Annotated in this window: 16 protein-coding genes; 3 read left to right on the top strand and 13 right to left on the bottom strand. The window is 70.9% G+C overall.

Going from position 1 to position 20,558, the window contains the following annotated elements; all coding sequences use genetic code 11:
- Positions 1–31: 31 nt before the first annotated feature.
- The 10 genes from ABZX79_RS10170 to ABZX79_RS10125 form a co-directional block, all read right to left on the bottom strand.
- Positions 32–658: a TetR/AcrR family transcriptional regulator gene (locus tag ABZX79_RS10170; protein ID WP_355254127.1), complete on the bottom strand. Its 627-nt coding sequence runs from the start codon at positions 656–658 to the stop codon at positions 32–34.
- The gene (locus ABZX79_RS10165; RefSeq protein WP_355254125.1) at positions 646–1,386 is read right to left on the bottom strand and encodes an enoyl-CoA hydratase family protein; all 741 of its coding nucleotides are present in this window, start codon (positions 1,384–1,386) and stop codon (positions 646–648) included. Before ABZX79_RS10165 ends, ABZX79_RS10170 begins: the two co-directional genes overlap by 13 nt.
- Positions 1,383–2,969: a 4-coumarate--CoA ligase family protein gene (locus ABZX79_RS10160; RefSeq protein WP_355254123.1), complete on the bottom strand. Its 1,587-nt coding sequence runs from the start codon at positions 2,967–2,969 to the stop codon at positions 1,383–1,385. Before ABZX79_RS10160 ends, ABZX79_RS10165 begins: the two co-directional genes overlap by 4 nt.
- Positions 2,970–3,013: 44 nt before the next feature.
- Positions 3,014–4,177, bottom strand: a complete 1,164-nt coding sequence (locus ABZX79_RS10155; protein WP_355254121.1) for an acyl-CoA dehydrogenase family protein — start codon at positions 4,175–4,177, stop codon at positions 3,014–3,016.
- Complete coding sequence (locus ABZX79_RS10150) at positions 4,174–6,162, bottom strand: biotin carboxylase N-terminal domain-containing protein (protein WP_355254119.1); 1,989 nt, start codon at positions 6,160–6,162, stop codon at positions 4,174–4,176. The genes ABZX79_RS10155 and ABZX79_RS10150 overlap by 4 nt, the downstream gene beginning before the upstream one ends.
- A gap of 11 nt (positions 6,163–6,173) precedes the next feature.
- The gene (locus ABZX79_RS10145; protein WP_355254117.1) at positions 6,174–7,775 is read right to left on the bottom strand and encodes a carboxyl transferase domain-containing protein; all 1,602 of its coding nucleotides are present in this window, start codon (positions 7,773–7,775) and stop codon (positions 6,174–6,176) included.
- A gap of 235 nt (positions 7,776–8,010) precedes the next feature.
- On the bottom strand, positions 8,011–9,711 hold the full coding sequence (locus tag ABZX79_RS10140) for an acyclic terpene utilization AtuA family protein (RefSeq protein WP_355254115.1): 1,701 nt from the start codon (positions 9,709–9,711) through the stop codon (positions 8,011–8,013).
- Entirely contained in the window at positions 9,708–10,529 is an 822-nt protein-coding gene (locus tag ABZX79_RS10135; RefSeq protein WP_355254113.1) for a TIGR03084 family metal-binding protein, read from the bottom strand. Before ABZX79_RS10135 ends, ABZX79_RS10140 begins: the two co-directional genes overlap by 4 nt.
- Positions 10,530–10,632: 103 nt before the next feature.
- Positions 10,633–11,613 (bottom strand): EamA family transporter, encoded by a 981-nt coding sequence (locus ABZX79_RS10130; RefSeq protein WP_355254111.1) that lies wholly within the window; start codon positions 11,611–11,613, stop codon positions 10,633–10,635.
- A 63-nt stretch (positions 11,614–11,676) separates the two neighbouring features.
- The gene (locus ABZX79_RS10125) at positions 11,677–14,562 is read right to left on the bottom strand and encodes an FAD-binding and (Fe-S)-binding domain-containing protein (protein ID WP_355254109.1); all 2,886 of its coding nucleotides are present in this window, start codon (positions 14,560–14,562) and stop codon (positions 11,677–11,679) included.
- Positions 14,563–14,877: 315 nt separating this feature from the next.
- Here ABZX79_RS10125 and serC point away from each other — a divergent pair, with 315 nt between their 5' ends.
- Together serC and ABZX79_RS10115 are read left to right on the top strand one after the other, a co-directional pair.
- Positions 14,878–15,996 (top strand): phosphoserine transaminase, encoded by a 1,119-nt coding sequence (gene serC, locus ABZX79_RS10120; RefSeq protein ID WP_355254107.1) that lies wholly within the window; start codon positions 14,878–14,880, stop codon positions 15,994–15,996.
- 244 nt (positions 15,997–16,240) lie between these two features.
- Entirely contained in the window at positions 16,241–16,924 is a 684-nt protein-coding gene (locus ABZX79_RS10115) for a DUF4360 domain-containing protein (protein WP_355254105.1), read from the top strand.
- Positions 16,925–17,009: 85 nt separating this feature from the next.
- On the opposite strand, the gene ABZX79_RS10110 is transcribed toward ABZX79_RS10115, so the two are convergent.
- Together ABZX79_RS10110 and ABZX79_RS10105 are read right to left on the bottom strand one after the other, a co-directional pair.
- Positions 17,010–17,825 (bottom strand): ABC transporter permease, encoded by an 816-nt coding sequence (locus ABZX79_RS10110; RefSeq protein WP_355254103.1) that lies wholly within the window; start codon positions 17,823–17,825, stop codon positions 17,010–17,012.
- Positions 17,822–18,826, bottom strand: a complete 1,005-nt coding sequence (locus ABZX79_RS10105) for an ATP-binding cassette domain-containing protein (RefSeq protein ID WP_355254304.1) — start codon at positions 18,824–18,826, stop codon at positions 17,822–17,824. The genes ABZX79_RS10110 and ABZX79_RS10105 overlap by 4 nt, the downstream gene beginning before the upstream one ends.
- A gap of 107 nt (positions 18,827–18,933) precedes the next feature.
- Here ABZX79_RS10105 and ABZX79_RS10100 point away from each other — a divergent pair, with 107 nt between their 5' ends.
- Complete coding sequence (locus ABZX79_RS10100; RefSeq protein ID WP_355254101.1) at positions 18,934–19,746, top strand: TetR/AcrR family transcriptional regulator C-terminal domain-containing protein; 813 nt, start codon at positions 18,934–18,936, stop codon at positions 19,744–19,746.
- A 45-nt stretch (positions 19,747–19,791) separates the two neighbouring features.
- Here ABZX79_RS10100 and ABZX79_RS10095 read toward each other — a convergent pair whose 3' ends face one another.
- Positions 19,792–20,430: a hypothetical protein gene (locus ABZX79_RS10095; protein WP_355254099.1), complete on the bottom strand. Its 639-nt coding sequence runs from the start codon at positions 20,428–20,430 to the stop codon at positions 19,792–19,794.
- Positions 20,431–20,558: the final 128 nt, after the last annotated feature.

Below are 20,558 nucleotides of genomic sequence, written 5' to 3'. Positions count from 1 at the left end.
AGGTCTGTTGAGGGGCCGGTCCGCCGGCCCCTCAGTCCAGTGCGTCGTCGAGCAGCGCGGCCCACTGGGCGACGACTCGGTCGCGGCGCGACGCGTCGTCGGTGAGGAGGTTGGCGAGGCCGAGGCCGCGGGCCATGTCGAGGAGGCCCTGGACGGTCTCGCGTACGCCGGGTACCGATTCGTCGGCGCCGAGGAGGTCCACGGCGATGCGGTGGGTCTCGCGGCCGACGCGGGCTTCGAGCTCGGTGACGCGGGCGCCCAGCTGGTCCTCGTTGGAGGCGGCGACCCACAGGTGCAGGGCGGCCCGGAAGAGCGGTCCCGTGTAGAGATCGACGAGGGCGCTGACGACGGCCGCGCGGTTGGTGGCGCCGTGTGGGAACAGTGCGCGCAGTGCCGTGGAGCGTTCTTCGGCGACGTACTCGACGGCCGCCGTGAAGAGGTCTTCCCGGGTCGGGAAGTGGTGCTGGGCGGCGCCCCGTGAGACGCCGGCCCGTTCGGCGACGACGGACACCGTGGAGCCTGCCCAGCCGCGCTCGGCCAGGCAGGACACGGCGGCCTCCAGCAGGCGCTGCCTGGTGGCCCTGGAGCGGTCCTGCTTGGGGGCTTTGCCGGTGGCCGGGGGCGCGCCTGCGGCTGGTGTCGGGGTCACAGCACCCATGCGGGGTCCCGTCGTTCGAGGAATGCCGTCACGCCTTCGGCCGCCTCCCGTGAGGCGAAGAGGTGCGCGGACCGCTCGACGAGCGTGTCCGTGTCCCGGTCGAAAGCTGCCAGCACTGTAGCCGTGACCAGGCGCTTGGACTCGGCCAGGCCTTGCGGGGACGCTCTGCGCAGCCCGTCGAGCACGGGCGCGAGCGCCTCGTCCACGTCACGGTCGCCGGACGCGACGGTGATCAGCCCGATACGGGCCGCCTCAGCCGCGTCGAACCGTTCCCCGGTGAGGTAGTAGCGGGCGGCGGCGCGCGGGTCCAGGCGCGGCAGCAGGGGCATGGAGATGACTGCGGGGGCCAGCCCGAGGCGGGACTCGGTGAACGCGAAGCTCGCGCCGGGCCCCGCCGCCGAGATGTCGCACGCCCCGAGCAGGCCGAGGCCGCCGGCCCGCACGTGTCCCCGCACCCGCGCCACGACCGGCTTGGGCAGTTCGACGACGGCTCGCAGGAGGGCGAGGAAGGCCGCCGGGTCCGGCGGGGACTTGAGGTCTGCTCCCGCGCAGAAGGTGGTCCCTGTGTGGGTGAGTTGTACGGCCCGTACGGAGGGGTCCTTCGCGCACGCGGACAGGGCGTCGCCCAGCTCACCGACGAGCCGCGCGGACAGCGCGTTGCGGTTCGCCGGGGAGTCGAGGGTCAGGGTGGTGATCCCGCGTTCGTGTGCGGTCGGTACCAGGGTCATGCGTGTTCCCCTTCACGGTCGCGCAGTGCGCGCAGTTCGCGCCTGAGGATCTTTCCGGAGGCCGCCCTGGGGACGCTTGCGATGAAGGCGACGCGGCGGACCTTCTTGTACGGGGCGACGCGCTCGGCGACGTACGCCATCACGTCGTCCTCGGTGAGGCGCGCGGACGGCTGCGGGACGACGTACGCCATGGGTACTTCGTTGCGGTCCTCGTCGTACACGCCGATGACTGCCGCGTCCGCGATGGCTTCGTGGGTGAGCAGGAGCGCTTCGAGTTCGGCCGGTGCGACCTGGAAGCCCTTGTACTTGATGAGTTCCTTCACCCGGTCGACGACGAACAGCCAGCCGTCCGCGTCGGCCCTTCCGACGTCACCGGTGTGCACCCATCCGTCGGCGTCGATCATCGCGGCGGTGGCGTCGGGACGGCCGAGGTAGCCCTTCATCACCTGGGGGCCGCGGATCGCGATTTCGCCCTCCTCTCCGACGCCCACGTCCTTGGTGGGGTCGTCGAGGGAGAGGATGCGCATTTCCGTTCCCGGGAGCAGCTTTCCGACCGTTCCCGGGGGCGGGTTCGGTGCGTTCCGGGGAACAACGTGTGTGCCGGGCGACAGTTCCGTCATGCCGTACGCCTGGAGGACGGGTGGCAGGCCGAGGCGGTGCGAGCAGGCCTCGGCGAGAGCGGCGTCGAGCGGGGCGGCGGCGCTGACGATGTACTGCAGGCCGGACAGGTCGTACTTCGAGACGGCGGGGTGCTTGGCGAGGGCCAGGACGATCGGCGGGGCGACGTACAGGCCGTTGATGCGGTGTTTCTCGATCGCGCCGAGGAACTGCTCGAGATCGAAGCGCGGAAGTACGACGACCGTCGCACCATTGCGCAGGGGTGCGTTCATGAGAGCGGTCAAACCGTAGATGTGGAAGAAGGGAAGGACCGCCAGGATGCGGTCGCCGGGGCCCATGGGGATGAAGGGGTCCAGCTGCGCCAGGTTGGTGGCGATGCTGCGGTGCGTCAGCATCACGCCCTTGGGAACGCCCGTGGTGCCCGACGAATACGGGAGGGCCGCGATGTCCTCGGACGGGTCGATGGTGAGCTGCGGTTCGGGGGCGGTCGAGGCGAGCATGTCGAGGATGGAGCGGTGTCCCTCGGCGCTGTCGCAGACGAAGATTTCCTCGATCCCGCCGACGAGTTCGGCGGCCCTGCGCGCCACGCCCAGGAGCGGCGAGATGGTGACGATCCAGCGGGCGGAGGAGTCGGCGAGCTGCTTGGCCAACTCCTCCGCCGTGGACAGCGGGTGGATGGTCGTGACGGAGGCTCCGGCGCGCGTGGCGGCGTAGAAGACCACCGGGTAGGCGATGGTGTTGGGGCTGTGCAGGGCGAGTACGTCGCCCTGCCGCAGGCCCGCCTCGGCGAGTGCGGCGGCGATACGCCGGTGGAAGACGTCCAGTTGGCTGTACGTGATCGTGTCGCCGTTCGTCCCGTCGATCAGGGCGGGCGTTTCGCCGTACTCGGCGGCCCTGCCGAGCACCGCCTCGTGGATGGGAAGTTCGACGGGCTCTACGGGTGTGTACTCGCTCTGGAACGCCATGGCAGTCCCCTCCGCGGTATGGGTGGTGGCCAGAATCGCGCGTACTAGTACGACTTGGGGAGACCCAGGGACTGGTGAGAGACGAAGTTCAGGATCATTTCGCGGCTGACGGGCGCGATACGGGCCACCCGGGCGGCGGTGATGAGCGACGCGAGGCCGTATTCGCGGGTGAGTCCGTTGCCGCCGAGGGTGTGGACGGCCTGGTCGACGGCCTTCACGCATGCCTCGGCGGCGGCGTACTTCGCCATGTTGGCGGCCTCGCCCGCGCCGAGGTCGTCACCCTCGTCGTAGAGGCGGGCCGCCTTCTGCATCATCAGGCGGGCCAGTTCGAGTTCGATGTGGGCCTGCGCGAGGGGATGGGCGATGGCCTGGTGGGCGCCGATGGGGGCCTTCCAGACGGTGCGGTCCTTGGCGTACTCGACGGCCCTGTTGACGGCGTAGCGGCCCATGCCGAGGGCGAAGGCGGCGGTCATGACGCGCTCGGGGTTGAGGCCGGCGAAGAGCTGGAGGAGGCCGGCGTCCTCGTCGCCGACGAGGGCTTCGGCGGGCAGCCGCACATCGTCCAGGACCAGCTCGAACTGCTTCTCGGGCGCCTGGAGTTCCATGTCGATCTGCGAGCGCCCGAAGCCCGGTGTGTCGCGGGGGACGATGAACAGGCACGGCTTGAGGCGGCCCGTCTTCGCGTCCTCCGTACGGCCGACGATGAGGGTCGCGTCGGCGATGTCGACGCCGGAGACGAAGACCTTGCGCCCCGTGAGCAGCCAGTCGGCGCCGTCGCGGCGGGCCGTGGTGGTGATCCGGTGGGAGTTCGATCCGGCGTCGGGCTCGGTGATGCCGAAGGCCATGGTCAGGCTTCCGTCGGCGAGGCCCGGTAGCCAGGCGGCCTTCTGTCCGTCCGTACCGAAGCGCGCGATGACGGTGCCGCAGATGGCGGGCGAGACGACCATCATGAGGAGCGGGCAGCCGGCCGCGCCCAGCTCCTCCAGCACGATGGACAGTTCCGCTATCCCGCCGCCTCCTCCGCCGTATTCCTCGGGAAGGTTCACACCCAGGTAGCCGAGCTTGGCGGCCTCCGCCCAGAGCGTGTCGGGATGCCGTTCTTCGCGTACGACGGTGGTCATGTAGTCGCGTCCGTAGCGCTTCCCGAGAGCGGCGACGGCCGCTCGGAGCGCCTGGTGTTCTTCGGTCTCTGCAACGGCGGTGCTCATGACTGCTGTTCCTCCTGAGACTCTTCGCCAGACCCTTCGGCCTGTACGACGGCGAGCAGGGCACCGACCTCGACCTGGCGGCCGGGGGCGGCGTGGAGCGCGGTGAGCGTGCCGGAGGCGGGAGAGGAGATACGGTGCTCCATCTTCATGGCCTCCAGCCAGAGCAGGGGCTGTCCGGCGGTGACGTGCGCGCCCTCCGCGAGCCCTTCGGCGACGCGGACGACGGTTCCGGGCATGGGTGCGAGCAGGGATCCCGGTTCGGTGCCGGCTGTGGGATCGGGGAAGCGGGGCAGGGCGGTGAGAGTGCGCGAACCGCCCGTGGACGTGTCCACGTACGTACGTCCAGTGGCGTGCGCGGCGATCTGGAAGTGCCTTAGCACGCCGTCGATTTCGAGCGTCACGTGATCGGTGCGTACGTCGTGCACGCGAACGCCCGGGGTGCCTTCCGCGGTGAAGCCGTTTCGGGTGGCCCGGTAGCGGATCTCGTGCTCCGTCCCGTCGGGCTCGGCCCGATAGGTCTTCACCTGCGGCTGGGACGCCACGTTGCGCCAGGCGCCGAGGCGGGCCGTGGTCGTCGTTCCCGTGTCCTGCCGCGCGGCGGCGTCGGCGAGGGCCGCGGCGAGCGCGGCGTGCGCGCCTTGCGGAGAGTCCGCGGACGCCTCTGTGAGCGCGTCCAGGTGCCGGTCGTAGAACCCTGTGTCGAGCCGCCCCGCCGCGAAGTCGGGGTGACGGAGCGAGCGTACGAGCAGGTCCCGGTTGGTCACCGGTCCGTGGATACGGGCGCGCTCGAGGGCGTGGGCGAGCTTGCGTACGGCTTCGGCGCGGGTGGGCGCGTGGGCGATCACTTTGGCCAGCATCGGGTCGTAGTGCACTCCTACGGCGTCCCCGGCGGCGTACCCGCTGTCGAGCCTCAGACCGGGGCTCTCCGCGACGCTCAGGGCGTGCAGGAGGCCGGTCTGGGGCTGCCAGTCGCGGGACGGGTCCTCGGCGTAGAGGCGGGCTTCCACCGCGTGGCCTGAAGGGGCTGGTGGTTCCGGCGGTAGGGCCTCGCCCTCGGCGACGCGCAGCTGGAGCGCCACCAGGTCGATGCCGTACACCGCTTCCGTCACGGGATGCTCGACCTGGAGGCGGGTGTTCATCTCCAGGAAGTACGGGCGGCCCTCGGCCGAGACCAGGAACTCGACCGTTCCCGCGCCCCGGTAGTCCACCGCCTTTGCCGCCGCCACGGCGGCGTCGTGCAGCGTCGTACGAAGGGTGTCGTCCAAGCCGGGTGCGGGGGCCTCTTCCACGACCTTCTGGTGCCGGCGCTGGAGCGAGCAGTCGCGGGTGCCGAGCGCCCACACCGTGCCGTGCGCGTCGGCCATCACCTGGACCTCGACGTGGCGGCCGCGTTCGACGTACGGCTCGGCGAACACCTCCCCGTCGCCGAAAGCGGACCGCGCTTCCGCGGTGGCCGCTGTCAGCTCACCGGGGAGCGCCGCGAGATCGCGTACGACGCGCATGCCCCTGCCGCCGCCGCCCGCCGCCGCCTTGAGGAGGAGAGGGAGGTCCGCGTCGGTGGCCTTGTCAGGGGCGACGGGGGTCAGGAGGGGCACGCCGGAGGCCGCCATGAGTTCCTTGGCACGCGTCTTGGAGGCCATGGCGTCGATCGCCGCTGGCGGCGGGCCGATCCACACCAGACCGGCGTCCAGTACGGCGCGGGCGAACTCGGCGTTCTCGGAGAGGAATCCGTACCCGGGGTGCACCGCGTCGGCACCTGCCGCCAGGGCGGCCTTCACGACGAGGTCGCCGCGCAGGTACGTGTCGGCCGGGGCCGTTCCCGGGAGGCGTACCGCAGCGTCCGCGGAACGCGCGTGGAGCGCACCCGTGTCCGCGTCGGAGTACACGGCGACCGTGGTGATGCCCAGGTGTGCGCACGTACGGAAGATGCGGCAGGCGATCTCGCCGCGGTTGGCCACGAGGACTGAGGAAATCGTCGAACTCATCGGGAGGCCCTTCACATCCGGAAGACGCCGAAGCCGCCGCGCGCGCCCTCGACCGGTGCCGTGTGGATCGCGGACAGGCACAGACCCAGCACGGTCCTGGTGTCGCGCGGGTCGATGACCCCGTCGTCGTACAGCCGCCCCGACAGGAACATCGGCAGGGACTCCGACTCGATCTGCTGCTCGACCATGGCGCGCAGGGCGGCATCGGCCTCGTCGTCATACGGCTGCCCCTTCGCGGCAGCGGATGCGCGGGCGACGATCGAGAGGACACCGGCCAGTTGCTGCGGGCCCATTACGGCGGACTTGGAGCTCGGCCAGGCGAAGAGGAAACGGGGGTCGTAGGCGCGGCCGCACATGCCGTAGTGACCGGCTCCGTAGGACGCGCCCATGAGGATGGAGAGGTGCGGGACTTTGGAGTTCGACACCGCGTTGATCATCATCGCGCCGTGCTTGATGATGCCGCCCTGCTCGTACTCCTTGCCGACCATGTAGCCGGTGGTGTTGTGCAGGAAGAGGAGCGGGATGTCGCGCTGGTTCGCCAGCTGGATGAACTGGGCGGCCTTCTGCGACTCCGCGCTGAACAGCACGCCCTGTGCGTTGGCGAGGATGCCTACGGGGTGGCCGTGGAGGCGGGCCCATCCGGTGACCAGGCTGGGGCCGTACAGCGGCTTGAACTCGTCGAAGTCGGACGCGTCGACGATGCGGGCGATCACTTCGCGGGGGTCGAAGGGGACCTTGAGGTCGCCGGGGACTATGCCGGCGAGCTCGTCCTCGTCGTACTTGGGCGGTTCGGTGGGGGTGGGCGCGTCGGCCTGCGCCTTGCGCCAGTTGAGGCGGGCCACCACGCGGCGGGCCTGGCGCAGGGCGTCGTGCTCGTCCAGGGCGAAGTAGTCGGCCAGGCCGGACGTACGGGCGTGCATTTCGGCGCCGCCGAGGGATTCGTCGTCCGACTCCTCGCCGGTGGCCATTTTGACGAGGGGCGGGCCGCCGAGGAAGACCTTCGACTGCTTTTTGATCATGATGGTGTGGTCGGACATTCCGGGGACGTACGCCCCGCCGGCGGTGGAGTTGCCGAAGACGACCGCGATGGTGGGGATCCCGGCTGCGGAGAGACGGGTAATGTCGCGGAAGAGCGCCCCGCCGGGGATGAAGATCTCTTTCTGGGAGGGGAGGTCCGCGCCGCCGGACTCTACGAGGCTGATGCAGGGGAGGCGGTTGGCGTAGGCGATCTCGTTGGCGCGGAGTGCTTTTTTGAGGGTCCAGGGGTTGGAGGCGCCGCCGCGGACTGTGGGGTCGGTGGCGGTGATCAGGCATTCGACGCCCTCTACGACGCCGATGCCGGTGACCATGGACGCGCCTACCGCATAGTCGGTTCCCCATGCGGCGAGGGGTGACAGTTCCAGGAACGGAGTGTCGGGGTCGAGCAGCAGCTCGATGCGCTCGCGGGCGAGCAGTTTGCCGCGCTTGCGGTGGCGGGCTACGTACTTTTCGCCGCCGCCGGCGAGGGCTTTGGCGTGCTCGGCGTCGAGGTCGGCCAGTTTGGCGAGCATGGCGGCGCGGTTGGCGGCGTAGTCGGGGGCGTGAGGGTCGAGTGCGGTGGGGAGCACTGTCACTGGGCCACCGCCGTGGGGGTGGGGGTGGGTGCCTGCGGCGCTATTCCCCTACCCGCCCCTTCCCGAACTGGGGCTCCGCCCCAGACCCCGGTCCTCAAACGCCGGACGGGCTGGACATGCGCGGGGTGGGAAATCAAGCCCGTCCGGCGATTGAGGACACGCCCGTAGGGCGTCTGGGGGTACGGGGGCGCAGCCCCGGGTTCGGGGAGGGGCGGGTAGGGGGACCGTTTCGCCGTCACAGGAGTACCTCCGGGATGTCGATGTGCCGGGAGCGCAGCCACTCGCCCAGGGCCTTCGCCTGGGGATCGAAGCGGGACTGGGACGCGACGCCCTCGCCCAGCAGACCCTCGACGACGAAATTCAGCGCGCGCAGGTTTGGCAGGACGTGCCGCGTCACGGGTAGAAGGGCCGTCTCCGGGAGGAGCTCTCGGAAGCGGTCCACCGTGAGTGCGTGCGCGAGCCACCGCCACTCCTCGTCCGACCGCACCCATACGCCTACGTTCGCGTCCCCGCCCTTGTCCCCGCTGCGCGCGCCCGCGACAGCACCGAGCGGGGCCCTGCGTGTCGGACCCGTCAGCGCGGGCGGCAGCTCAGCGGCGCTCACCGGCTCAAGTGCTCGCGTGCGTACGGGGTGCCGCACCTTCACCCTCTCTCCCCCCGGCAGCACGGCGACGTGCTCCACGGCCTCCGGGTCGACGTACACCGCCTCGAAGACTCCGTACGGCGCGCCCTTCCCGGGTGGCGCCGTCACGTGGAAGCCCGGGTAGCTGCCGAGCGCGAGCTCGATCGCCGCTCCACTGATCACGCGGCCGACGTTCGCCGGATCGGGGTCCCGCACGACCAGCCGCAGCAGCGCGCTCGCGCGTTCCTGCGTGTCCGCGTCCGGCCGGTCCGTGCGCACGAGTTCCCAGCGGACCTCCGCCGGGCGGCGCTTGGCCGCCGACAGGGCTTCCTCCACCTGGGCGCGCACCAGCGCGGCCTTCGCCTCGATGTCCAGGCCGGTCAGTACGAACCCGACCTCGTTGCGCCAGCCGCCGACCCGGGTCAGCCCCGCCTTGAGGGTGGGTGGTGGGGCCTCTCCGCGTACGCCCGAGATCCCCACCCGGTCGGGGCCCTCCTGCGAGAGGCGGACGGTGTCCAGGCGCGCGGTGACGTCGGGACCGGCGTACCGGGGTGCGCCCGTTTCGTAGAGGAGCTGCGCGGTGACCGTTCCCGTGTCGACGTAACCGGCCGTTCCCTGGTGCTTCGTTATGACGGAAGAGCCGTCGGAATGGATCTCCGCGAGGGGGAAACCGGGGCGCCCTGTGTCGCGTTCGGCGAGGAACGCGAACGCGTAGTTGCCGGCCGTCGCCTGCGTTCCGCACTCCAGCACATGCCCCGCCACCACCGCACCCGCCAAACGGTCGTACTCCTCGGGACCCCACCCGAACCACCACGCCGCCGGTCCCGTGACGAGTGCCGCGTCCGTGACGCGCCCCGTCACCACCACGTCCGCGCCCGCTCCCAGGCACGTCGCGATGCCGCCCCCGCCCAGGTAGGCGTTCGCGGTGAGCGCTCCCTGGGGCAGCGGCAGGCTGTCGCCCTCCACGTGGGCGACGCGCACGGGTACGCCGATCCGGTCGGCGAGTTCCCGTACGGCGTCGGCGAGCGCTCCCGGGTTCAGTCCGCCCGCGTTCGCGACGATCCGCACCCCGCGCTCGTGCGCGTGGCCGAGGTTCTCCTCCAGTTGCCGCAGGAAGGTCTTCGCGTATCCGAGCCGTGGGTCCTTCAGGCGGTCGCGTCCGAGGATCAGCATGGTCAGTTCGGCGAGATAGTCCCCGGTGAGTACGTCGAGTTCGCCGCCGGTGAGCATCTCCCTCATGGCGTCGAAACGGTCCCCGTAGAAGCCCGAAGCGTTCCCGATGCGCAGTGGCCGGCGACCGGGCGGCGAAGTCACCTCGCTCCCCCGTCCCGCTTCGGCTCGCGCCCCGCCCCCGCCGGCCCGGCGAAGGCCTGCGCGATGTCGAGCCACCGGTCGGCGTCGGCGCCCTCGGCGCGTACGGCGAGATCGTCACGGTGAGCCCGCTGCGTCACCAGGAGGCAGAAGTCGAGCGCCGGCCCGGTCACCCGCTGCCGGGCGTCCTCGGGCCCGTACGCCCACAGCCCGGACTCGCCGCCATAGGCCTGCCCGTCCGGCGGGGTCAGCTCCACCCGGAACTCCTCGGCGGGTGGCGTCAGCCCCCGCACCGCGAAGGCGTAGCCGCGCGCCCGCACCCCGATCCGGGCCACGTGCCGCAGCCGCGCCGTGGGTGCTCGTCGTACGCCCAGCGCGTCCGCGATGTCCTGGCCGTGCGCCCAGGTCTCCATCAGCCGCCCGGTCGCCATCGAAGCGGCGCCCATCGGCGGCCCGTACCAGGGGAACTTCACCCCGTCCGGCGCCGCCCGCAGCGCGCGCTGAAGCTGCTCGCGCCCGTCCCGCCACCAGGCCAGCAGCTCGTCGACGGGCAGCGCGGCCCCCGCCTCGGCGCCCTCGTCGACGAAGCGCTCGGGCGCGGCCAGCGCCTCCCGCGCCTCCGCCGCGAAGCCCTCCGGGTCGGTGACGGACAGCAGCGCCGCCGTGTCCGTCCAGGCGAGGTGGGCGATCTGGTGGGCGACGGTCCAGCGTGGCGCGGGCGTGGCGAGCGACCATTGCTTCTCGCTCAGGGCCCCGACCAGCTGGTCGAGTTCGTCCCCTTCGGCACGGAGATCGTCGAGCACGGCTGCCGGATCGGACACGGTGCGCTCCCCTCGCGGTAGGGTGGTGTGTCCGGAGCATGGCAGCCCCTCCAGAAACAAGCAAGCGTGCTTGCATTATTTGTCGCGCGGGATTGTCCCGAGCTCACGCCACCGGCTTCGACCGCTCCCGGCGCCCCTGCCGCGACTGACTCCGTACCGCACCCATGCTCGCGCCGATGACCAGCGCGATCGCCAACGCGTCGGTCGTGGACAGCGCTTGGTGCAGCACCAGGAACCCGGCCACCGCCGCAATGGCCGGCTCCAGGCTCATCAGTACGGCGAAGGTCGCGGCCGGCAGCCGGCGCAGCGCCAGCAGCTCCAGCGTGTACGGCAGTACGGACGACATGAGCGCGACCGCCACACCCAGCGCCACCGTGCGCGGCTCCAGCAGCCCGCTGCCCGCCTCCGCGAGCCCGATGGGCAGGCTGATCAGCGCCGCGACCGCCATCGCGAGCGCCAGCCCGTCAGCCTGCGGGAACCTGCGCCCGGTTCGCGCGCTGAAGAGGATGTACGCCGCCCAGCAGCCACCGGCGGCGACCGCGTACGCCGCGCCGACCGGATCCAGCCGGTCGAAACCGCCCCCACTGAGCAGCGCGACGCCGCCGAGCGCGAGCGCGGCCCACACGATGCTCATGGCACGGCGGGACGCGAACACGGAGAGCGCGAGCGGGCCGAGCACCTCAAGGGTCACCGCCACGCCCAGCGGGATACGGTCCAGCGCCTGGTAGAAGAGGCCGTTCATGCCCGCCATGGCGAGGCCGAAGGCGGCGATGGTGCCCCAGTCCGCGCGTGCGTACCCGCGCACTCGCGGTCGGCAGACGACCAGCAGGATCACGGCCGCGACGGCGAGGCGCAGGGCGACGACACCCGCCGCTCCCGTGCTCGGCATGATCGTGACCGCGACAGCGGACCCGAACTGCACGGACAGCCCACCGGCCACCACCATCGCCACCGGCCCGAGCCGAGCCCCGAGACGCCCTCCAGTGCCCTCAGTGGGGGCGGGGGCGGGGAGGGCGCCGGGTATCGACGGAGCGGGGGCAGGGGCGGGCGCGTCGCCGGGGGCGGCGGAGGTGGGCTGATCCATGCGCTCCACGGTAAGTGGACCAGGACCGTTTCCGGCCCACACCCCTGACCGAGGTGGCGCGCATTACACCACCTTCCGGTCTCCCTCCGGCGGCTCCTCCACCAGCCCGTCCGCCAGTACCTCCGCCAGGTGCCTCGCTCGGCGGCCCGCCAGGTGTTCCAGCTGCGTACGGCAGGAGAAGCCGTCGGCCAGGAGCTCCGTTCCCGGGGCGGCGTCGCGCACCGACGGAAGCAGCTGTTCCTCCGCGCAGGCGACCGATACGTCGTAGTGGCCGCGCTCGAAACCGAAGTTTCCGGCGAGGCCGCAGCAGCCGCCGCTCAGTGCGCCGGTGAGGCCGGCCTTCTCGCGCAGCCGCCGTTCCGCCGCGTCGCCCAGTACGGCGTGCTGGTGGCAGTGCGTCTGGCCCGCGACCTGGCGGCCGATCCGGGGTGGCTGCCAATGCGGGGCGTACTCCTCCAGTACCTGCGCGAAGGTGCGTACCGAGGAAGCGAGAGTGGCCGCTCTCGGGTCGTCCGGCAGGAGCTCGGGGAGGTCCGTCTTGAGGGCGGCCGCGCAGCTCGGTTCCAGGACTACGACGGGCAGTCCGGCGGCGCGTTCCATGCCGTCCAGGGTGTGGCGCATGACCGCGCGGGCCCTGGCGAGCTGTCCTGTCGAGACGTACGTCAGACCGCAGCACAGCTGCCGGGGTGGCATCGCGACCCGCAGACCGGCCGCTTCCAGTACGCGCACCGCCGCTCGGCCGACGTCCGGGGAGAGGTGGTTGGTGAACGTGTCGGGCCACAGGACGACCGTTGTGGCCCCCGGCTGCGGCGGTCGTTCACGCTCGCCCCCATTCCGCGCTCGCCACCAGCTCCTGAAGGTGCTCGGTGCGGGGGTGGGCAGGTCGCGTTCCGGTGCGATGCCGCCGAGGCGCTTCACGAGAGCGGTCAGCGGGCGTACCCGGGAAGCGATCCCGACCACACCCGCGAACGGAGCCGCCGCGCGCAGCCACACGGGAAGCCACCCCATCGCGTAGTGCGCCGCGGGGCGCACGCGGCCCTTGTAGTGGTGGTGCAGGAATTCCGCCTTGTACGTCGCCATGTCGACGCCCACCGGACAGTCGCTCCTGCATCCCTTGCACGACAGGCACAGGTCGAGGGCGTCCCGCACTTCCTCGGAACGCCAGCCGTCCGTGACGACCTCTCCGGCGAGCATTTCGTGCAGCAGACGCGCGCGCCCGCGCGTGGAGTGCTGTTCGTCTCCGGTGGCGCGGAAAGAGGGGCACATGACGCCCGCTCCCGACGCCGCCTCGGTGCGGCACTTCGCGACGCCCACACAGCGGCGTACGGCGGCCGAGAAATCGCCCCCGTCCTGCGGGTAGGCGAAGGTGACGTCGACGGGCTCCTTGGGGAGCACCGCGAAGCGGAGGTTCTCGTCCAGCCGGGCGGGGCGGGCGAGCATGCCGGGGTTCATTCCGCCGGCCGGGTCCCACACATCCTTGAAGCGGCCGAAGAGGGCGACGAGTTCGTTCCCGTACATCTTCGGAAGCAGTTCGGCGCGGGCCTGTCCGTCGCCGTGTTCACCGGAGAGCGAGCCGCCGTGCGCGACGACCAGTTCCGCCTGTTCCTCTGAGAACGCACGGAAGCGACGTACGCCAGTCTCGCTGAGCAGGTCGAAGTCGATACGGACATGGATGCAGCCGTCGCCGAAGTGGCCGTAGGGCGTGCCGCGCAGACCGTGCTCGGCGAGCAGGGACCTGAAGTCCCGCAGGTACGCGCCGAGCCGTGCGGGCGGTACGGCGCAGTCCTCCCAGCCGGGCCAGGCCTCGCTCCCGTCGGGCATCCGGGTCGCCGTACCGCTGGCGTCCTCGCGGATGCGCCACAGGGCGCGCTGTCCGGCCGCGTCCGTGACGACCGTTCCGTCGAGCGCCTGGGCGGCCTTCAGCAGGTGCTCGGCGCGGGAGAGGGCTTCGGCCGGCGTATCCCCGCCCATCTCCACGAACAGCCAGGCGGAGCCGCGCGGGAGCAGCGTCCGTTCCTTCTCGGGAACGAGGTCTTCGGCCATCCCTTCCACGGTGAGCGGGCCGTACGGAAGGAGTGCGGGAGCGGCCTCGGCGGCGGCGCTCTCACCGGCGTACCCGAGAACGGCGAGTGCGCGTGCACGGGGTGCTTCCACCAGGCGTACGGTCGCCTCGCTCACCACCCCGAGCGTGCCCTCGCTTCCGCAGAACGCACGGGCGAGGTTCACGCCGTTCTCGGGAAGCAGCGCGTCCAGTGCGTATCCCGAGATGCGGCGCGGCAGTTCGGGGAATCCGGTCCGCAGGAGCGCCAGGTTGCCGTTCACGAGTGCGCGCAGTCCTTCGGGTGCGTCGCTCTGCCAGCCCTGTCCGAGGCGCAGCACGTCGCCGCCGCCGTAACGGACGACCGAGACGTCGTAGAGGTTGTCGGCCGTCGTTCCCCACGCCACCGAGTGCGAGCCGCACGAGTTGTTCCCGATCATGCCGCCGAGCGTGCAGCGGCTGTGCGTGGACGGATCGGGCCCGAAGGTCAGCCCGTACGCCCCCGCCGCGGCCCGCAGGTCGTCGAGGACGACACCGGGCTGAACCACGGCAGTACGGACGTCCGGATCCAGGTCGGTGATGGCGCGCATGTGGCGGGTGAAGTCGAGGACGACGCCCGTGCCGGTCGCCTGGCCGGCGATCGACGTGCCGCCGCCGCGCGGCACGACGGGCACCCCGTGCGCCCGGCAGACGGCGAGCGCGGCGGCCACGTCGGCGGCGTCGTACGGGGCGACGACACCGAGCGGCACGCGCCGGTAATTGGAGGCGTCCATCGTCATCAGGGCGCGCGCCGCCGCGTCGAAGGCGACCTCCCCGCGCACGGCACGGCGCAACTCGCGCGCCAGCGCCGCCGTGTCGTTCCTGGGCCGCGCTTTGCCCTGCCTGTCCCGCCCGTTCCGCTGCTCAGCCATGCGCTCAAGGATGCCGATGACTCACTATTCCCGGCGAGGCCGCAGACGCGCGCTCGGGCTCGGGCTCGGTACGCCGAACGGGTGAAGCTCGGCGCAGCAGCAACGGGGCCGGTGGTGCCTGCGGCGCATTTCCCCTACCCGCCCCTTCCCGCTGTGACACTTTGCGGCTCCGCCGCGTGGGGGCTCCGCCCCAGACCCCGCTCCTCAAACGCCGGAGGGGCTGAAAGGGGTCTCGCATCTCACGGGCCGGAGCACGCGTCTCACCCGCCGGACGCGCACCTCCAGCACCTCCACGGACCGGCTACGCTCCGGAGCGTGGCTGAGATCCAGATTCCCGCTGACATGAAGCCCGCCGACGGCCGTTTCGGCGCGGGCCCCTCCAAGGTGCGTACGGAGGCGCTGGACGCCCTGGCCGCGACCGGCACCTCCCTCCTCGGTACGTCCCACCGCCAGGCCCCGGTCAAGAACCTGGTCGGCTCGGTGCGTGACGGCGTACGCGACCTCTTCCAGCTCCCCGAGGGCTACGAGGTGATCCTGGGCAACGGCGGTTCCACCGCCTTCTGGGACATCGCGACCCACGGCCTGATCGAGCAGAAGTCCCAGCACCTGAACTTCGGCGAGTTCTCGTCGAAGTTCGCGAAGGCCGCCAAGCTGGCGCCCTGGCTGGACGACCCGACCGTGATCGCCTCCGACCCCGGCACGCACCCGGACCCGCAGGCCGAGGCGGGCGTCGACGTGTACGCGTTCACGCACAACGAGACCTCGACCGGTGTCGCGGCCCCGATCAAGCGAGTCGAGGGTGCCGACGCCGGCTCCCTCGTCGTGGTCGACGCCACCTCCGGCGCCGGCGGCCTCCCGGTCGACATCACCGAGACCGACGTCTACTACTTCGCCCCGCAGAAGTCCTTCGCCTCCGACGGCGGCCTGTGGATCGCGGTCTTCTCCCCCGCCGCCCTGGAGCGCGCCGCGCGCGTCCACGCGTCCGGCCGCCACATCCCGGAGTTCTTCAGCCTGCCCACGGCGATCGACAACTCCCTCAAGAACCAGACGTACAACACCCCCGCGCTGGCGACCCTCTTCCTGCTGAACAACCAGCTTGAGTGGATCAACACCCAGGGCGGCCTCGACTGGTCGACCCGCCGCACCGCGACCTCCGCGGCCAACCTCTACGGCTGGGCCGACGAGTCCAAGTACGCAACCCCGTTCGTCACGGACCCGGCGAAGCGTTCGCAGGTCATCGGCACGATCGACTTCTCGGACGAGATCGACGCGACGGCGGTCGCCAAGGCGCTGCGCGCCAACGGCATCGTCGACACGGAGCCGTACCGCAAGCTGGGCCGCAACCAGCTGCGCGTGGCGATGTTCCCGGCGATCGACCCGGCCGACGTCCAGGCCCTGACGGCCTGCGTCGACTACGTGATCGAGAAGCTGTAGCAGCTCAGCAGCTCACGTGTGACACGTGTGAGGGGCCCGTCCGACACCGTCGGACGGGCCCCTTTTCCGCGCTCGGCCGATAACCGCCCTATCCAGGTTCCGCCCCGCTGCCTACAGTCCGAAGGGTTCCGGCGCTTTGAACACCGGCCGACACCGCTTGAATATTTGACATGTACACATCATGTCCCATGACAGTTCCTTCGGTTGAACCCCCCAAGTTCGCCCGACGACCGATCGGAGCACCATGCCCAAACCCACCAGCACGCCCGCACACCGAGCGTTATTCGTCGGCGGTGCGGCCGCCGCGCTGCTCGCCTCCACGCTGTTCGCACACAACGCCTCCGCGGCCACGGACCACGGGATCGTCGCACCGCCCGACAAGATCGTCATCGAGGTCGCGACCGTCAACGGATCGGGCTGCCGCCAGGGGACAGCGGCTGTCGCCGTCTCCCCGGACAACACGGCCTTCACCGTTACGTACAGCGACTACCTCGCCCAAGTGGGCGTGGGCGCGAAGCCGACCGACTTCCGCAAGAACTGCCAGCTCAACCTGATCGTGCACGTCCCGCACGGCTTCACCTACGCGGTCGCCAGCGCGGACTACCGCGGCTACGCCCGCCTCCAGGCGGGCGCCACCGCCGTCCAGAAAGCGTCGTACTACTTCCAGGGCTCCCCCGACACGGCGTCCAGGACCCACCCGTACACCGGGCCGTACGACAACAACTGGCAGGCGACCGACGAAACCGACTGGGGCCAGCTGGTCTGGGCGCCCTGCGGGGTGAAACGGAACTTCAACATCAACACCGAGCTGCGCGTGAGCGCGGGCACCTCCGACCCGACGAAGACGACCAGCTTCATCGCCATGGACTCGACGGACGGCGAGATCAAGACCATCTACCGGCTCGCCTGGAAGGAATGCCCGGCGTAGCCACGGCGGGGTGGGCCCGCCCCCTCCCGGGTCCACCCCCCACTTCCCGCTCCCCCAACGGCCCCCGCTTCAGCGACTCAGCGACTCAGCGACTCAGTGCCTGGAACCGCCGCACAGCCAGCGGCAGGAACACCGCCGTGATCACCACCGGCCAGACCACCGCCATCAGCACCGCGTTCTCCTCGATCCACGTGCCACCGCTCACCGGCTGCCCGAACAGCTCGCGCGTCGCCGTCACCGTCGACGAAACGGGATTCCAGGCCGCGACCGGTCCCAGCCAGCTCGGCATCAGGGACGGCGCCACGAAGATGCTGGAGATCATCGTCAGCGGGAAGGCCACCGCGTAGAGCCCGCCGGCCGCCTCCGCGTTGGGGAGGAGCAGCCCCAGCCAGACCCCCACCCAGATCAGGCTCAGGCGCAGCAGCAGAAGCAGCGCGAAGGCCCCCACGGCGGCGACTGCGCCGCCCTCCGCCTCCCAGCCGATGAGCAGCGCCGTCACCGCCAGGATCGTCAACTCGGCGCAGGCGACGAGCAGATCGGACACGCCGCGCCCCGACGCCACCGCCGACGGCGCCATCGGCATGGAGCGGAACCGGTCGATGACGCCCTTCGAGGCATCGTTGACCACGGCCATCGTCGTACCCATGAACCCGAAGGCCATGGTGGAGGCGAACATGCCGGGCATCAGGAACTCCCGGTAGTCCCCGCCGCCGGGCACCGCCATCGCCTCGCCGAAGACGAACCCGTACAGCAGCACGGAGATGATCGGGAAGCCGAGCTGCCAGATGATGGCGATGGGCTGGCGCTGGTAGTGGGTGAGACTGCGCCTGGTTACGTTCCAGCAGTCGGCCAGCGCCCAGTACAGCCGTCGCTCGGAAGTGCTAGCACTACAACTACTCATGCCGCTGCTGCCTCCAGTTCCGCACGGTGTCCGGTCAAGCGCATGAATACGTCGTCGAGGCTCGGCCTGCGCAGTCCGATGTCCTCCACCGCGATCCCCTCGTCCTGAAGGGTCCGCGCCACCTCCGTCAGAGCCGCCACCCGGTCGCCGACCTGCGCGTGCACCCGCAGCGCCGCGCCGTCCGTCTCCGGTTCGGTTTCCGAGACCCGCGCGATCACCTTCGCGGCGACCGCGAGGTCCGCCGCCTGCGCGACGACGACTTCGATACGGTCGCCGCCGACCCGGTTCTTCAGTCCGTCCGGGGTGTCGTCGGCGATGGCCCGCCCCCGGTCGATGACGGTGATGTGCGAGGCGAGCTTGTCGGCCTCGTCCAGGTACTGGGTCGTCAGGAGTACGGTCGTACCCCCGGCCACCAAGGCCCGTACCGCATCCCACACTTCGCCGCGCCCGCGCGGATCGAGCCCGGTCGTCGGCTCGTCGAGGAAGAGCACCTGCGGGGCGAGGATCATCGACGCGGCGAGGTCGAGCCGGCGCCGCATCCCGCCGCTGTACGCGCCCACGCCCTTGTCCGCCGCCTCGACCAGGTCGAACTGCTCCAGCAGTTCACCGGCCCGCACCCTCGACCACTTCCCGCCCAGGTGGAAGAGGCGGCCGAACATTTCGAGGTTCTGCCGCCCCGTCAGCACCTCGTCGACGGCGGCGTACTGGCCGGTGAGGCCGATCCGGCGGCGTACGAGCCGGGGATCGCGGGTCACGTCCACGCCCGCGACCTCCGCGCGCCCGCCGTCGAACTTGAGCAGCGTGGCGAGAACGCGCACGGCGGTCGTCTTGCCCGCGCCGTTGGGGCCGAGCAGGCCGTGGACGGTGCCGGCGCGGACGGCGAGATCGAAGCCGTCGAGGGCGAGCTTTTCCGCGCCCCCCTTCGCTAGGCCCTTCGCACGCTTCGCGCCCTTTTCGGCGTACCTCTTCTGGAGTCCTTCCGCCCGAACGGCGTAATCGATGGCACTCACAAGGGGCTCCCCTTCCCGTTCACGACTTAACTGAGTACGGCGTACTCTGATGAGAGTACACCGTACTCAGTTCCTGTCCAGAAGATTAGGGTGACCCCATGAAGAAGACGACCGGGACCGGCGAAACGAGCAGCGGCAGCGGCGACATCGGCCGCAGCCTCGAACTCCTCTGGGGTACGGGCGACCGCCCCAGCCGCGGCCCCAAGCCCGGCCTGACGCTGGACCGCATCGTCGCGGCTGCCGTAGCGATCGCGGACGCCGAGGGCATGGACGCCGTATCGATGCGCCGCCTGTCCGCCGACCTCGGGACCGGCACCATGTCGCTGTACCGCTACGTACCGGGGAAGGCCGAGCTGCTCGACCTGATGCTCGACCGCGTACAGGGCGAGCCGCTCGACTCCGTCGACGCCCGAGAGCCGGTGGACTGGCGGACGGCGGTCGAGTCCATGGCCCGCACGCACCTCGATCTCCTGCGGCGCCACCCGTGGCTGCTCAAGATCAACCAGGCGCGTACGGTCCTCGGCCCGAGCGCCGTGCGCGGCCTCGAAGTGTCGCTGGCGGCGATCAAGGGCATGGGGCTACGGGACGCCGAACTGATCTCCGTGATCATCACGGTGCAGAGCTTCGTCATCGGAATCGCCCGCATGGAGGCCCAGTCCGCGGAGGCGGCCAAGGAGACGGGGCTGAGTCACGAAGACTTCTGGGAAGGCCAGCGGCCGTACCTCGAAAGGGCCATGGCGAGCGGCGAGTTCCCGCTGATGGCGGCACTCGCCGAGGACTCGTTCTCCACCGACTTCGACCACTTCGATTTCGGCCTGCGCCGACTGATCGCCGGCTTCGAGACCTTGGTTGCGGAACGCGCGGCACGCGCGGAGGGCGCGGAGGGCGCGGAGGGCGCCGAGAGAAGCTGACCTGACGGGCGACGGGGGCCCCGCCGTCAGTCGCCCCGCCGTCAGTCAGGGCGTGCCGGGCGCCACGGCCGGCTCGCTCTGCCCCTCGTCCCGCTGCGCCACCCGCGCGTTCAAGATCAGCACCACACCCGCCGCCAGAACCCAGAGCCCCAACAGCACAGGCGTGGCCCAGGCGCTGAACGGCGCGCCCAGCGACAGCACCGCCACCACGAACCCGAACCACCCGAGCCACCCCGGCACGGCCCGCGACTCACGCGCCACGCGCCACACCGCGAACAGCAGCACCGCCGCGCCCACCATCGCCGCGATCGTCGCGCCGTACGCCAGATCCAGGAGCAGGATCGCGATGAGCGCCGTCTCGGGGCCGACACGGAACACATCGGAGCTGTTCGCCGTGATCGCGAACATGTTCCCGGCGATCGCCGAAACCATCAGCGAAACGGTGAACACGATGCCGCCCACCAGCACGAGGTGCGAGCGGTTGCCCGCCAGGCGAGACAGGGCGACGAGGAAGAACATGAACAGCAGACCCGCGGCCAGCAGCATCAGGGCCGACGTTTCCGCCAGCACCTGATTGCTGTCCTTCGAGTAGAAGTTCACGACATTCCTGATCGCGCCCCGCCCGCTCGTGTCCGGAGTACGCATCCACAGGATGTGCCCGGCGATCAGCAGCCCTCCGGCCACCAGCCCGGCGATCCCTGGCCACAGGTCGCGGTGCGGGGCGGGTTCCGGATGAGAGGCGAAAGGGGAAGGCGAAGAGGAAGGGGTTTGTGCGCTGTGCGACGCCATGATCGTGGCCTCCCACGTGACGT

Origin of the sequence: Streptomyces sp. NPDC002994 (genome assembly GCF_040611155.1) — a bacterium.
Lineage (GTDB): Bacteria > Actinomycetota > Actinomycetes > Streptomycetales > Streptomycetaceae > Streptomyces.
This window is presented reverse-complemented; position numbering and strand designations above follow the sequence as displayed.

Excerpts from the sequence above, each read along its gene's own strand:
- ABZX79_RS10170 (WP_355254127.1), bottom strand. The coding sequence starts at position 658 with ATGGGTGCTGTGACCCCGACACCAGCCGCAGGCGCGCCCCCGGCCACC.
- ABZX79_RS10165 (WP_355254125.1), bottom strand. The coding sequence starts at position 1,386 with ATGACCCTGGTACCGACCGCACACGAACGCGGGATCACCACCCTGACC.
- ABZX79_RS10160 (WP_355254123.1), bottom strand. The coding sequence starts at position 2,969 with ATGGCGTTCCAGAGCGAGTACACACCCGTAGAGCCCGTCGAACTTCCC.
- ABZX79_RS10155 (WP_355254121.1), bottom strand. The coding sequence starts at position 4,177 with ATGAGCACCGCCGTTGCAGAGACCGAAGAACACCAGGCGCTCCGAGCG.
- ABZX79_RS10150 (WP_355254119.1), bottom strand. The coding sequence starts at position 6,162 with ATGAGTTCGACGATTTCCTCAGTCCTCGTGGCCAACCGCGGCGAGATC.
- ABZX79_RS10130 (WP_355254111.1), bottom strand. The coding sequence starts at position 11,613 with ATGGATCAGCCCACCTCCGCCGCCCCCGGCGACGCGCCCGCCCCTGCC.
- ABZX79_RS10125 (WP_355254109.1), bottom strand. The coding sequence starts at position 14,562 with ATGGCTGAGCAGCGGAACGGGCGGGACAGGCAGGGCAAAGCGCGGCCC.
- ABZX79_RS10115 (WP_355254105.1), top strand. The coding sequence starts at position 16,241 with ATGCCCAAACCCACCAGCACGCCCGCACACCGAGCGTTATTCGTCGGC.
- ABZX79_RS10110 (WP_355254103.1), bottom strand. The coding sequence starts at position 17,825 with ATGAGTAGTTGTAGTGCTAGCACTTCCGAGCGACGGCTGTACTGGGCG.
- ABZX79_RS10100 (WP_355254101.1), top strand. The coding sequence starts at position 18,934 with ATGAAGAAGACGACCGGGACCGGCGAAACGAGCAGCGGCAGCGGCGAC.